Raw genomic sequence first — 14,505 nt, 5'->3', positions numbered from 1 at the left:
TTATAGGCTGCTTTGGTTTTACATTTATATTTAGAATTCAAAAAATATTTGTTTTTCAATCATCGGTTCATTGATTGGAGCTTTAGGTTGGTTTATTTATTTAATTTCTGATTCTTTAAATAATATTTTCTTACAAAGTTTTATCGCCATGCTTTGTGTTTCCTTATTAGCCGAGTTCTTTGCTCGTTTCTTTAAAGCACCTGCAACAATTTTTATCATTATTGGTTGCTTTCCTTTGGTACCTGGTAGTGGAATCTATTATACCATGCTTTATGCTGTGCAAGGTATGAATGATTTGTTTATGGAAAGTTTTTTATCAACATTAGGAACAAGTCTATCACTCGCTTTAGCGATTTTAATTTCATCAACAACTTTCCAAATATATAAACGTATCAAAACTAGAAATTTTGTTGATATGGGATAAAAAAGAGAAGTGAAATGTTAAAATGATAACATTCACTTCTCTTTTTTTATTCTTCAATCATAATTGCTTGTGAGCCCATACCTTCATAAGCTTTTTCAAAAGCATCTTTATCCCAAATTGTTAATCCTTGTAAAGGATTATTTAAAACAACACGATCTTCATCAAAACCAATCAAAACAAGACAATGTTCACTAACTGGGAAAGTGACTTTTTCATCCGTATACTTTCCATCCAATGTCTTAATATACCATTGTTGTTTTCCTGATTGTTCATATGTTTGTAAAGAAGCCGTTGCCCATATTTGAATAGGATGTCCCATTTCTACATAAGTTAATAAATCTTCTAACGATGAACCTGTTAAATTTTTGACTTGATGTTTTCCATTTTGTTCTTTAATGATTGTTTCTAAAACATCAACCATTGGTTCAACATAAATACCATAGCCACGAGAAGACATACTACCTGTAAAAGCAACATGTGGATCTGCGCCATATAAACGTCCATCTTTATACTCAAGTGGTACAATTGGAACTTTTTTAATGACTTCTGGCATAGTTACATCATATCCATAATATTGTAACAACATCGTTGAAGATGCTGATTCACAACCATTATGATAATCTGGTAATTGTAAAACCATTGGAACATTAGAAATACGATAAGATGTTTCTTTTTCTTTGACCACAACTTCTCGTTCAACTTTTGTTTCGTTACCTGCCTGATCTTTGGCTGCATAAGTTAAAGTATATGTCCCTGCTTTTTGGGTATCTACTTCACCTGATACTTGAATAGAAGCTGTACAATCACCATCCACATTATCTTGTGCTTCAACATTTTTTAATGGATCGAATTTTTCATTCAAATAAGCAATCATTGGTTTGATTGTCAATTCAGGAGCTGTTAAGTCTGCAACCTGCACTTCAAATGACTTTTCAACCACATTTTGTGAAGGATCGGTGGCTTTAACTTCAACGCTGTAAGTTCCCATTTTAGAAACATCCACTTTTCCTTCAATTTGAACATCACAATCATCTTGTGAATTATCACTGACGGTAATAATATCTGAAAGTTGAAAATTTTCAGTTCCATAAGCGACTGTTTCCTGACATTCAATAGTTGGTGCTGTTTCATCAACAACTTCAATATGAATCGCATAAGTTTCATCATCATAAGTAACTGTTCCATGATATTCACCAATTTCAGGATATTGTTCCTTTTCATCCAGATATTTAATATCTTCTAATGATAATTGACAATTTTCAATAATATCTTCACGTTCTGAAGGTAGATACCAAGTTAAATTCAAATAATCTGCGACATCATGACTCAGTTCTTCCCCAACTTCTAAAGTGATATCTCCGCCATCTGCCAACTTTAACTCTATTCTCCATATCACAATATAGACTGCAATAAAGAGAAGAACAACCCCAAACACAGCGATTCCAACACGTTTTTTTGAAAGTTTTCTTGCCATATTAAACTCTTAAATGCGCTCCATAATCTTTTGATACAGCATTTAAAATCTGTTCCATTGTTGCATTGATTGAAGCATCATCCAATGTTTTTGAAGCATCCTGGAATGTTAAAGCGATAGCCACTGACTTTTTACCACTTTCGATATGTTCCCCTTCATATATATCAAAAATCTGTGTATCAACAATTAAACGTTGACCAGCTTTACAAATAGAACGTACTACATCATGAACTGGAATATCTTTATCCATAACCAAAGCAATATCTCTTGTTACTGATGGATATTGTGGAATATCTGTAAATTTAATCGCTGGTTTCTTTAAATTTAATAAAACAGATAAATTCAATTCAGCCACATAAACATCTTTCACATCATATTTTTTCGCTTGACGAGGATGAATTTCACCAATCACACCAACAATATCTTTTCCCATCATAATATATCCACTTCTACCAGGATGGAAATCAGAATTATTGGCTTCTACTGGTTTTAATGTATAACGTGATTCTTTAATACCTAATTTTTCAAAAATTGTTTCTACAAAACCTTTTAATAAATAGAAATCAGCTTTTTGTTGGAGTTGTTGCCATGCAACATTTTGATACATTCCAGAACATGCAATCGCTAAATTTTGAATTTCTGTATCTTTTGAATAAGTATGTGAAATTTCATAAATCATGACGTCTTTTTGAGCATGAGCATGGTTATAATTAATAGCCTGCAACAAAGATGGAATCAATGATTTTCTTGTTACACTTCTTTCTTCACCAATCGGTAACATTAAAGATACATTATCTTGATGATGGAAAAGATTGAAATCATCAACCATTGCTGGTGATGTTAAAGTATAAGTCATCACTTCATGTAAACCTAAATCTGTTAATAAATGTCTAATCATTTTCACACAACTTTGAACTGGTGTATAAGCACCTTTTGTCATTTCCATGAATGGTAATGTTGATGGAATATGATTATAGCCATACATTCTGGCAATTTCTTCAATCACATCAGCATCCATAGACATATCATTACGATAAGTTGGTACTTGAATTGTAAATGTTTCTCCTTCTAATGTGTATGTAAAATGCAAACTTGTTAAAATATCTTCAATAGCTTCCGTAGAAATTGTTGTTCCTAATAAACCATTCACACGTGTTGTTGTGAGTGTAATCACTTTTTCTTCAACTTCATAATCAGTCAATACACTTTTATAAATTTCTTTGGCGTCAGCTAATTCTTCAAGTAAAGCAGCGCAACGATTCAAAACTCTTGCTGTATTCGCTGTATCAATAGCACCTTTAATATAATGCTGTGAGGCATCTGTTAATAAATTCAAACGACGTGCTGTGTTTCGTAAAGTCGCTCCATGGAAAGTCGCTGCTTCAATCACAATATTAACAGTATTTTCATCAATCTTCGTATCATCGCTACCCATGACACCTGCAATACATCCGATACCATCATCAGTTGAAACAATAATATCTTCAGGCAAAATATCATATTCTTTACCATCTAATAAAGTGGCTTTTTGATGGAATCCAGTTTTAATGACAAAACGTTTTTCTTTTAATTTATCATAATCATACATATGAATAGGTTGACCTGTTTCTAACATCACAAAGTTAGAAATATCAACAATATTATTGATTGGTTTAATACCACTTGCCATCAAGAATGTTCTTAACCATTCAGGTGATTCTTTTGTTTGTACCCCTTTGACTAATTTTGCACCAAATAATGGGCATAAATCAGTTTGAGCATCAACTTCAATATCACTCTCTAATTCATTCAATGTTTTCATGGCAGGAACATGAACGTCACGCTTTAATAAAGCACCTACCTCATAAGCCAAGGCAATCATAGCCATACAGTCAGCACGATTTGGTGTTAATCCAATTTCTAAAACTGTATCATCATATCCCATGTATTTTAAAGCTTCTTCACCTACTGGAGCATCTTTATCTAAAACATGAATACCTGCTTTATCTTCTTCTCTTAATAATCTTTGATCAATACCGAGTTCAGCAATTGAACAAATCATACCATTTGATTCAACACCACGAATCTTTGCCTCTTTAATCTTAAAACCTTCACCTAAATCACATCCTGGCAATGCCACAATGACTTTTTGTCCAGCATCAACATTCGGTGCTCCACAAACAATCTGTTGAACCACGCCATTTCCAACTTCTACCTGACAAACATTTAAATGATCACTATCAGGATGAGGAACTTTTTCTTTGACATACCCTACAACAAGTTTATCTCCTCTTGCAAAAGTATGCATTCCTTCTACTTCATGACCAATAGATGTTAATTGATCAGCAATTTCCTGTGCCGAAAAATCATCGACTTTTACATATTGATTTAATAATTTTAAACTTGCTTCCATATGCCTAATCCTTTCTTACAAATTGATTTAAGAATCTTAAATCACCACTATAAAAATCTCTAATATTGTCAATACCATATTTCAACATGGCCACACGTTCTAAGCCAATTCCAAAGGCAAATCCTTGATAAACTTGACTGTCAAAACCACACATTTCTAAAACTTTAGGATTGACCATACCTGCTCCTAAAATTTCAATCCATCCAGTCTGTTTACACATTGCACAACCTTTCCCATTACAGTTATAACAAGAAATATCAACTTCTACACTTGGTTCAGTAAATGGGAAATAAGATGGTCTTAAACGAATTTCACGTTTTTCACCAAACATCTTCTTCGCAAATAATTCTAATGTTCCTTTTAAATCAGCCATAGTAATATTTTTATCAATAACCAAACCTTCACATTGACTAAATTGATGTGAATGTGTCGCATCATCATCATCACGACGATATGTTTTTCCCGGACAAATAACCTTGATTGGTCCTTGTCCATTGGCTGCTAACATAACATGAGCCTGTACTGGTGATGTATGTGTTCTTAATAATGTATTTTCATCAATATAGAAAGTGTCCTGCATATCTCTAGCAGGATGATCTTTTGGTAAATTCATTAATTCAAAGTTAAAATGATCTGTTTCCACTTCTGGTCCTTCGCAACACTATAACCCATTCCAATAAATAAATCTTCTAATTCTTCTCTAATCATTGTTAATGGGTGAATTGTTCCAAGTGGTAACTGACTTCCTGGTAAACTAATATCAATTTTTTCATTTTGAATTTTTTCAAGCATCTCTGCTTCTTCTAAAACTTTTTCTTTTCTTCAATCGCTTGTGTCATTTCTTGTTTGACTTTATTAGAAACCTGTCCAAAAGAGGCACGCTCTTCTTTTGTCATATCTTTCATTGATTTCATAGCTGATTGCATTGGTCCTTTTTTCCCTAAATAGAAAACTCTCAAATCATTCAATGCTTTCAACGATGAACAATCATGAATCTTCAATAAAGCTTCTTCTTTAATCTTTAATAATTCGTCCATAATATCCTCCTTAAAATAAAAAAACCGTTCCACATAGGAACGATTATATCGCGGTACCATCCTAATTCATAACTTAATAAGTTATGCCCTTTAAAGCAGTAACGTTGCTCTACGGCGATGATTAGTCGCACTCCAAGGTGAATTCAATAAATGCATTGTAAGAAAACTTCCAGCCTTTGTTTTCCTCTCTGATACAAATTCTTTACCTACTTGTCCTTTTCATCGTATTAACGGTAATATTATAACTAACTTTTTGATGAAAAACAAGTTTTTCTTTATTCTTTTAAAGCTTGTACGGTATTCATTTTTAAAATATAAAAGAGCGGTGGGCATTGACTGATAAAAACCAATAAGGCACATAACACAAAAACGACCCCTACAACATACATATCCATCTGCAAAGAAAACATTTCACTTCCAAAGACATCTTTCATAAAAGTATTCAAAATTTGAATAATCTGATAATATAAAATCAGACATGAGCTTTGTGCGATAAACAAAATCTGTAAAGATTCATAAAAAACAATTTTCATAATGTCCAAAGAACTGGCTCCAAAACATTTCATAATTGCTAAATCCTTTTTCTTTTGTACAACATTCAAAAACATTACTTCACCTATCAAAAATAAAGAAGATAAAATAGCCAATAAAGAAAAAATAGCTAAAATCATATTTACCTGTTCAAGAGTCTTTGAAACATTCTGGGTTGTTGATTTTCCAATTTCCATAAACTCATAATCAGGATATTGTTTTTGTAGTTGTTTGATGACATCTTCTCTTTGATAATCTGGATGGACATAGAGAATTCCTAGATGTGAAGTAACCTGATTCACATCATAAGTATAGACATCTTTTAAAAGATGAATATAGGCATGATTCATCTGATAAAGTGTATCTAATGTGGTTGTTTGATTGGTAATACCAACAATTTTATAACAGATACCTTTCACTTCCCAGTCATGTTGATACCAGGCATAAACATTTTGTCCAATTAAAGACGATACATCCTGCTCACCATAAAGATGTCTAGCTGTTGATAATGATAAAAGAATCTCATTATTGGCTTGAGGATATTGTCCATATTGTAATGAGAGATAAGTATAGGGCGATGTATCATCACCAATAAATAGTGTTTGAGATTGTTCATAATGATCAGATTCAAAACCAATACCTAAACATTCATAATCATCTAAAAACATTTCACTTTTGATAATACCTGCTTGATTTTGCATTTGATCTAACAATTCCAATGAGAGTGATTGTTGATAACGAGATTGAAAACTAATTCCAGATGCTGGTACAAGTGAATAAATATATTGATGAAACTGTTCTTCAAGATGGCGTGTTAAAGTCAGAGCCGTCACAATACATAACAAAGACAAAAGCAAACCCATGATAAGTTGTAAAGAACGCCCTTTATGGGACCATAAGGAAGCAAATGCCAAGCGCATATGAGAAAAGACATATTGATGATGAATTGTAGGAAAATGTTCGATACGTTTTTGTGATGATAAAATATCATGATTGATAATTTCACCATCTTGCATATAATAAATTTCATCACTATATTCTTTCACTAATTTTTCATCATGAGATACCAAAATGACAAGACGATGTTTGGCTTCATTCTTCAACAATTCCATCACTGCTTTGGCATATTGAGGATCAAGTGAACCGGTTGGTTCATCACACAAAAGAATATCACTATGATGGTAATGACTTCGTAAATAAGCCAAGCGTTGTCTTTGTCCCATTGAAAGTGAAGTTAATGATTGTTGTTTCAATGCATCCATTTCTAAAGCGAAATCGGCCTTTTCCTGTTTATGAAAAAAACGAGGCAAACTGATATTTTGTTTTAATGATAGCCACATAATCAAATGAAATTGTTGAAAAATAAAACTGATGTGGCGACGACGATAACGTGTCAAACGATGTTTCACTGAACGTCCATTCCACAACAGTTCACCTTGAAAATCACGATCAATACCACCCAAAATATGTAATAATGTTGTTTTCCCACAACCACTTGGTCCAACGATTGCGACGATACCTGCTTTTGGAAAACATAAAGAAATATCATTTAACACCTTTTGATAATGATAACGTTTGGAAATATGTTGAACTTCAAGCATCCTATTCCTCCCTTAAAACATCTGTTTTTGTAATCTTCATCATTTTTTGAATCGGTCTTAAAACAGACAAAACACTCATAACAAGATAAATAAAGAAAATAATAATATATAAATCATAGCGTGAAAAGAAAATAGGTTTTAACAATAGTGAAAACGAAAAATAATCTTGAATGCATAAAACATGATTCACATATTCATAAGCGATCATGGATAATAAACAACCTCCTAATGCTATTATGCTACCTAACAAAATAGCTTCACAAAGTGATAAGAAGAATAATCTTGAAGATGATAATCCAAGCGACAATAAATAAGCCATATCATGCTTTCTTTCATAATAAATGATAGATTCAACAATCCCCAACAATAATAACGAAATCAATAAACTCATACCAATAAAAACACCTGCAACAATTTGAGCTAATGAAAGTAAAGATTGATAACTATTGACACGTTCTTGTATTTCATTATAAACAATATAATCATGTGATAATGTTTGATAAACGGATTTATTTTGTGTTGCTTTGGTTTCAACAATACATTCATGATGATTGACAAGTTCTGGAATATTATTTTTAAAAGTATTGGATAAATAAATTTCATCTTGACTAAAAAATCTTGTGGAAGAACCCCAACAATCACCAATGAAAAAGTTTTTTGTTGATAGGTTAAAGTGAGATTTTGATTATGATATTTTTGATAAAAGGGTTGACTGACAAGAATTTCCATATCATTTTGAGGCATACGTCCTTGTATTAAAGATACATGATTATTGTGTTGAGGTAAAAAATATTTTGTTGCTTCAATATCCTGATTAGCTGCTTGAAGTTGGCATTGTTCTAAATGATAACCATAATCTATGTAAGCTATATTTTCATTTGTCAGCAGACTTTCAAAAGGTGTTCCATCTTTCTTTTCCACATTGATGATATTTTTTAATACAGCCTGTTGTTGACTTTGTAAAGTCGCATCAAAAGCGCCAAAAATAGCCGTCACAATCAAAAAGAAAGCCACAATAACAATCCATTGAAATAAAAAAGAAACATCAATTTGTTTCTTTGATGAATAATCTGACGAATCGGATAAAACCATAGTGTATGACGTTGATGTGCTGGTGCTACCTGAATAGATGATGTTTTCTGTTTTTTAATTTCTCCTTGTAATTTTCCCTGAAATAATGTTAAAACATCATCACAATAAGTCTTTAATAATTGAGGATCATGGGATACAATAATAACTAAAACATTTTTTGAAATCTTTTTTAAATATTTCATGACATCTTGAGCCTGTTGATGATATAAAGCGCCAGTTGGTTCATCACAAAGTATAATATCTGATTGTTTCAGTAGTGCTTTAGCAAGTGAAGCTCTTTTCATCTGTCCACCAGAGAGTTGACGGGGATAGCGTGACAATAAATCTTGAATATCCAATTGGGTCACAATCTTTTGTAAAAAAGACACATTGTAATGAAGGTGACTAATATGACAAGGTAAAATCATATTTTCTTTGATTGTTAGAGCGGAAATAAAATCTTTATTTTGCATCATAAATGAAACATGTTCACAAATAAATTGTTGCGAATTCATAATTTTATCACCATTATAAAAAATTTCACCCTGATAATCATCATCTAGCATACCCATAATATATAAAAGTGTACTTTTCCCACAGCCACTTTGTCCTTGAATCCCAATCAATCCCGTATCTGGAAAACAAATAGAAATATCATCAAGAACTTTTGTTTGATTATATTGTTTAGAAATATTTTTTAACGCTAACATTGTATTCTCCTTTATGTTATAATCTTGGCAGGTGATGTCATGAATAAATTTCCATATACATTTGATAACAAGCGTTATCATACTTATAATTACTTTTTAAAAACAAAATATCATGGTAAAGTCGCTAAAGTGTCTTTAAATGCTGGGTTCACCTGTCCTAACCGTGATGGTACTTGTGGCAAAGGTGGCTGCATTTTCTGTTCCGAATCAGGTTCTGGTGATTTTGCTGGTCATGTGAAAGATTCCTTGCAAAAACAATTCGAAGATATTTCTTCCATTATGCGCCAAAAATGGCCTGACTGTCAGTTTATTGCTTATTTTCAAGCAAATACCAATACCTATGGTACAGTTGAACAATTAAAAGAAAGATTTGAACCATTTGCCAATAAAAAAGATGTTGTTGGCATTGCAATAGCAACACGTCCTGATTGCTTAAGTGAAGACATTTGTGATTATTTAGAACAATTATCTCATCGCTGTGATTTATATATTGAGCTGGGACTTCAAACGATTCATGATCAAACAGCAAAACTCATCAATCGTGGTCATGATTATCAGACTTTTTAGAGGGCCTACAACGTTTAAGACAACGACATCTTGATGTTTGTGTTCATATTATCAATGGTCTACCTTACGAAACTTATGATATGATGCTAGAAACAGCCAAACAGGTAGGTCAACTTGATATTCAGGGATTAAAGATTCATAATCTCTATATGTTAAAAAATACAGCCTTGCATCGTATGTATCTCCGACAACCATTTGATATGTTAACACGTGAACAATACATTTCTTTGGTTGTTGATCAACTGCAATACATTCCACCTCATGTTGTGATTGAAAGACTAACAGGTGATGGGCCTATTGCTGATTTAGTTGCCCCATTATGGTCTATCAAAAAAGTGACAATACTCAATGATATCGATAAGTTAATGAAAGAAAAAGATACCCATCAAGGGTATCTTCTTGAAAGCTCTTAGTGAGCTTTTTTATTGTGTTTCAATTAATCCATAACCACCGTTATGTCTTTTATAAACAACACTGATTTCATTTGTTTCTACATCACGATAAACAAAGAATGAATGTCCAATCAATTCCATTTGCATAATCGCTTCTTCCATATCCATAGGTTTTGGACTGATTGATTTTGTTTTGACAATAACATCTTCTTCCTCGTGTTCTAAAGGTTCAATAGAAGCAACGTTCAATGCGAGTTTATTATCTTTTGATTTACGACTTAATCTCGTTTTATACTTTCTAATTTGTCCTTCTAGCTTGTCGATAACTAAATCAATCGCATTATAAAGATCATTATCAACAACCTCCGCTCTTAATAATACATATTCTGTTGGAATAGTCACTTCAATTTTTTGACCAACTGGATAAGTTCTAATTAAAACTTTGGCTTCAACATTTTCACTCATAATAAAATACTTGTCTAATAAATTGAGCTTTTTGCTGATTTTTGTTTCAATCCCTTCAGTTAGTGCAATATTTTTTCCTCTTATACTGACTTTCATAAATATTCCTCCTTCGTTAATATTATTATACCATTTTTCATTTATAAAAAACACTGATTTCATTCAAAAATTAAAAAAGCTCCGATGGGAGCTTATAAATATTTTTTCAAACTGTCTACACGATCTAATTTTTCCCAAGGAAGATTAATATCTCCTCTACCAAAATGACCATAAACAGCAGTTTTTTGATAGATTGGACGTAACAATTGTAAAGTATCAATAATACCTTGAGGTGTTAAATGAAATTCATTGTTAATCGCTTTCAAAATCACGTCACGAGAAACTTTTTCAGTTCCATAAGTTTCGATATAGACACTTGTTGGTTCTTTAACACCTATTGCATATGATAACTGAATTTCGATGCAATCACAAAGTCCAGCAGCAACAATATTTTTTGCCATGTATCTTGCCATATAGGCTCCACTACGATCGACTTTAGATGGGTCTTTTCCAGAGAAAGCTCCACCACCATGACGTGCACTTCCTCCATATGTATCAACAATGATTTTACGACCTGTTAAACCAGTATCACCATGTGGTCCACCAATCACAAAACGTCCAGTTGGATTAATAAATACTTTATAATCTGTATTCATACCATATTTTTTCACAACATCTTTCATAATGACATCTTGAATATAATCTTTAAATACTTTTTCATCAAAGTCATCATCATGTTGAATGGACATTAAAATCGTATCAATACGTGGATGAGATGCATCCGTATAATCAATAGTTACCTGTGATTTCATATCCGGTCTTGCCCATTGAAACTCACCTTGATGACGTTTTTCTGTCGCATAACGGACTAAATGATGGGCAATAGAAACAGGTAAAGGCATATAACCTTCAGTTTCACGAGAAGCATATCCAAACATGATTCCCTGATCCCCTGCTCCACCTACTTCTTTGTTTGTTCCTAAAGCAATATCACTTGATTGAACACCAATCACATTTCTAATTTCACAGTTTTGTGCGTCAATCCCAATATCGCTGCTTGTATAACCAATTCTTTTCAAAACATCACGAGCAATACCTTCATAATCAACAACAGCCTGTGTTGTAATTTCACCACCAATGACTAATAAATTTGTTGTAATAAAACATTCACAAGCCACACGTGAATAAGGATCCTGTGCTAAACAGGCATCCAAAATAGCATCACTGATCTGATCACAAATCTTATCAGGATGTCCTTCTGAAACGGATTCAGATGTAAATAAAATTCTTTCCATTTTCTTTCCTCCCATATTCCCAATAAAAAAGCTTTCAAGAGGAAAGCTTTCCTTTCCTCTTATTGTTCAAGTTAAACTTGCTAGGTAAGGCACCTTCTCAAAACAAGGGTTGCCACCACTTCATCGATCCTCATCTCGTGGTTCTTAATAAGAGCTTCTATTATTGATATAATTTTTTTAATTCTTCATGACTTAAAGATGTCATAGCCTCAATCAGTTCCATTTCCAAACCTAAATCATAAAGAATAGATGCGATTTTGAATTGTTCTTGTTTTCTGTCCACTTTTATCACCAGTCTTATTTTAACCGGAATCAATAGACATTATTCTACAAAACAAGACTTTTCATAGTATATATGAATAGTTGTTATAAATCAAGTGATATTATCACATAATATGATTATAGCACGTTTTTCTTCATTTTTTCTCAATTTTTTCTCAAATTTGCTTAAATCGCCTGAACTTCCAGAACACCTGGAACTTCTTCAATTAAAATTTGTTCGACACCATCTTTTAAGGTTGCATCCAACATCATACATCCTGCACATGCACCATGCATTTGCACATAAACAATCCCATCTTCAAATTTAACAAATTCGATGTCCCCACCATCTCTTTGTAAATAGGGTCTTAATTTATGTATAACCTTTTTGATTTCTGCTTCTTGATCCATGATTTTTGCCTCCTTTTTTAAACCTTTACTTATTATACCATAAATTTTCATAAATAAAAGTATCATGATTTTGATTTTGCTTTCCACCTATTTGAGTTTATGATATAATAAGGGCGATTGGAGGGCTGTCAATGGAACATCGTGTCAAAACCGGTGATATAATTGATGTAACCATTACGGGAATTCAACCTTATGGTGCATTTGCATCTTTACCCGATCAATCTTCTGGTTTGATTCATATTTCTGAAATCTCTGATAAATTTGTTAGAAATGTGGAAAATTTTGTGCATGTCGGTGAAGTGATTCGTGTGAAAGTGATTGATATTGATCATCAGACACATCAAGCAAAACTGTCTTTAAAAGCTGTTCATTTAGCCAAAAGAAAGTATAAAAGAGCATATAAGAACCAGCGAGAAAAGATACAAGAAACACCTTTAGGATTTAATCCATTAAAAGAAAAATTGCCTGAGTGGATAAAGCTAGGCGTAATCAAGGAGGAAGAATGATGATTAAAGTTGATTTATCAAAAGCAAAATTAGCTGAAAGTATGGATTCATACAAAGAACAAGTTGCTCAAATTCATGATATGATTCATAACAAAACTGGTCAAGGAAGTGACTTTTTAGGATGGGTTGACTTACCAGTTGATTATGATAAAGACGAAGTTGAAGCAATTAAAGCAAAAGTCAACGAATTAAAAGATGAAATTGATGTTTTATTAGTTTGTGGTATTGGAGGTTCTTATTTAGGAGCCAGAGCTGCAATTGAAGCATTAAATGGTTTATATTCTGCTCACCCTATCCAAATTATTTACATTGGAAATACATTCTCATCAAATTATTTAGCTCAAATCAAAGAATATGTAAAAGATAAAGAATTTGCAATCAATGTTATTTCTAAATCTGGAACAACAACTGAAACTTCTATTGCTTTTAGAATTTTCAAAGAATTACTTGAGTCAACAAAAGGTAAAGAAGTGGCTAGAAAAAGAATTGTGGCAACAACTGATAAAGAAAAAGGTGCCTTAAAAACTCTAGCAACAAATGAAGGTTATACAACATTTGTCGTTCCTGATGATGTTGGTGGTCGTTATTCTGTTTTAACAGCTGTTGGTTTATTCCCTATCGCTATGGCAGGGATTGATATTGATGCCATGATGCAAGGTGCAGCTGATGCCAGAAAAGAATACAACAATCCTAACTTAGATGAAAACAATGCTTATCAATATGGTGTCGCTAGACAAATGTTATCAAAACAAGGTTACCCTGCTGAAATGTTTGTGACTTATGAATTACAATTAGCTCAAACTGCTGAATGGTGGAAACAATTATTTGGTGAATCTGAAGGAAAAGAAGGCAAAGGTATCTTACCTACAAGTGCAACTTTCTCAACTGATTTACATTCACTTGGACAATTCATTCAAGAAGGAAGCAAAGTTTTATATGAAACTGTTTTAAAAATCGAAAATCCAATTGCTGATCTTGAAATCCCTAGTGATCCAGATAACTTAGATAATTTAAACTATCTTGCTGGTAAAACTGTGGATTATGTTAACAAAAAAGCATGCGAAGGAACAATTGATGCTCATGTCAATACTGGAAATGTACCAAACATTCAAATTACACTTGATGAATTAACTCCATATTCATTTGGATACATGGTATACTTCTTTGAAAAAGCTTGTGCATTATCAGTTTATTTATTAGGTGTTAATCCATTTAACCAACCAGGTGTTGAAGTTTATAAGAAAAATATGTTTAAATTACTTGGAAAACCAGGTGCTTAGAAGTGAGAAATCACTTCTTTTTTATAATATTGAAAACAAAAAAATCAATCCA

General features: G+C 32.4%; 13 protein-coding genes, 2 pseudogenes, 1 riboswitch and 1 other annotated feature. Of the genes and pseudogenes, 4 read left to right on the top strand and 11 right to left on the bottom strand.

Annotation, left to right across the window (positions count from 1 at the left end):
* The first annotated feature begins 70 nt into the window (after positions 1–70).
* Positions 71–424, top strand: coding sequence for a threonine/serine exporter family protein (locus tag NMU03_RS12310; protein WP_290138710.1), 354 nt, complete (start codon positions 71–73; stop codon positions 422–424).
* 46 nt (positions 425–470) lie between these two features.
* On the opposite strand, the gene NMU03_RS12305 is transcribed toward NMU03_RS12310, so the two are convergent.
* The 7 genes and pseudogenes from NMU03_RS12305 to NMU03_RS12275 form a co-directional block, all read right to left on the bottom strand.
* Entirely contained in the window at positions 471–1,898 is a 1,428-nt protein-coding gene (locus NMU03_RS12305) for an immunoglobulin-like domain-containing protein (protein ID WP_290138709.1), read from the bottom strand.
* A 1-nt stretch (position 1,899) separates the two neighbouring features.
* Complete coding sequence (gene pheT / locus NMU03_RS12300; protein WP_290138707.1) at positions 1,900–4,290, bottom strand: phenylalanine--tRNA ligase subunit beta; 2,391 nt, start codon at positions 4,288–4,290, stop codon at positions 1,900–1,902.
* Between the two features lie 4 nt (positions 4,291–4,294).
* Positions 4,295–5,327 (bottom strand): annotated as a pseudogene (gene pheS / locus NMU03_RS12295) (phenylalanine--tRNA ligase subunit alpha).
* A 32-nt stretch (positions 5,328–5,359) separates the two neighbouring features.
* Positions 5,360–5,559: a binding site (T-box leader), on the bottom strand.
* 43 nt (positions 5,560–5,602) lie between these two features.
* Positions 5,603–7,459, bottom strand: coding sequence for an ABC transporter ATP-binding protein/permease (locus NMU03_RS12290; RefSeq protein WP_290138705.1), 1,857 nt, complete (start codon positions 7,457–7,459; stop codon positions 5,603–5,605).
* Between the two features lies 1 nt (position 7,460).
* On the bottom strand, positions 7,461–7,850 hold the full coding sequence (locus tag NMU03_RS12285) for an FtsX-like permease family protein (RefSeq protein WP_290138703.1): 390 nt from the start codon (positions 7,848–7,850) through the stop codon (positions 7,461–7,463).
* A gap of 29 nt (positions 7,851–7,879) precedes the next feature.
* Positions 7,880–8,461, bottom strand: coding sequence for a hypothetical protein (locus tag NMU03_RS12280; RefSeq protein WP_290138702.1), 582 nt, complete (start codon positions 8,459–8,461; stop codon positions 7,880–7,882).
* Positions 8,458–9,240 carry an ABC transporter ATP-binding protein gene (locus NMU03_RS12275; RefSeq protein ID WP_290138700.1) on the bottom strand — a complete coding sequence of 261 codons (783 nt, stop codon included), beginning with the start codon at positions 9,238–9,240 and terminating at the stop codon, positions 8,458–8,460. The genes NMU03_RS12280 and NMU03_RS12275 overlap by 4 nt, the downstream gene beginning before the upstream one ends.
* Before the next feature lie 39 nt (positions 9,241–9,279).
* Here NMU03_RS12275 and mnmL point away from each other — a divergent pair.
* Positions 9,280–10,220 (top strand): annotated as a pseudogene (gene mnmL / locus NMU03_RS12270) (tRNA modification radical SAM protein MnmL/YtqA).
* 9 nt (positions 10,221–10,229) lie between these two features.
* Here mnmL and hpf read toward each other — a convergent pair.
* The 4 genes from hpf to NMU03_RS12250 form a co-directional block, all read right to left on the bottom strand.
* Positions 10,230–10,760 (bottom strand): ribosome hibernation-promoting factor, HPF/YfiA family, encoded by a 531-nt coding sequence (gene hpf / locus NMU03_RS12265; RefSeq protein WP_290138698.1) that lies wholly within the window; start codon positions 10,758–10,760, stop codon positions 10,230–10,232.
* Between the two features lie 92 nt (positions 10,761–10,852).
* Complete coding sequence (metK, locus tag NMU03_RS12260) at positions 10,853–11,995, bottom strand: methionine adenosyltransferase (protein ID WP_290138696.1); 1,143 nt, start codon at positions 11,993–11,995, stop codon at positions 10,853–10,855.
* A 56-nt stretch (positions 11,996–12,051) separates the two neighbouring features.
* Positions 12,052–12,149, bottom strand: a riboswitch (SAM riboswitch).
* A 6-nt stretch (positions 12,150–12,155) separates the two neighbouring features.
* Complete coding sequence (locus NMU03_RS12255) at positions 12,156–12,278, bottom strand: hypothetical protein (RefSeq protein ID WP_290138694.1); 123 nt, start codon at positions 12,276–12,278, stop codon at positions 12,156–12,158.
* 164 nt (positions 12,279–12,442) lie between these two features.
* Entirely contained in the window at positions 12,443–12,667 is a 225-nt protein-coding gene (locus NMU03_RS12250; RefSeq protein WP_087243082.1) for a NifU family protein, read from the bottom strand.
* A gap of 131 nt (positions 12,668–12,798) precedes the next feature.
* Here NMU03_RS12250 and NMU03_RS12245 point away from each other — a divergent pair, with 131 nt between their 5' ends.
* On the top strand, positions 12,799–13,173 hold the full coding sequence (locus NMU03_RS12245) for a CvfD/Ygs/GSP13 family RNA-binding post-transcriptional regulator (RefSeq protein WP_290138689.1): 375 nt from the start codon (positions 12,799–12,801) through the stop codon (positions 13,171–13,173).
* The gene (locus NMU03_RS12240) at positions 13,173–14,453 is read left to right on the top strand and encodes a glucose-6-phosphate isomerase (RefSeq protein WP_290138688.1); all 1,281 of its coding nucleotides are present in this window, start codon (positions 13,173–13,175) and stop codon (positions 14,451–14,453) included. The genes NMU03_RS12245 and NMU03_RS12240 overlap by 1 nt, the downstream gene beginning before the upstream one ends.
* The last annotated feature ends 52 nt before the right edge of the window (positions 14,454–14,505 follow it).

Origin of the sequence: Allocoprobacillus halotolerans, from assembly GCF_024399475.1 — a bacterium.
GTDB lineage: Bacteria > Bacillota_I > Bacilli_A > Erysipelotrichales > Coprobacillaceae > Allocoprobacillus > Allocoprobacillus halotolerans.
The sequence above is the reverse complement of the archived record's forward strand: the minus strand, read 5'-3'. Positions and strand labels throughout refer to the sequence as shown.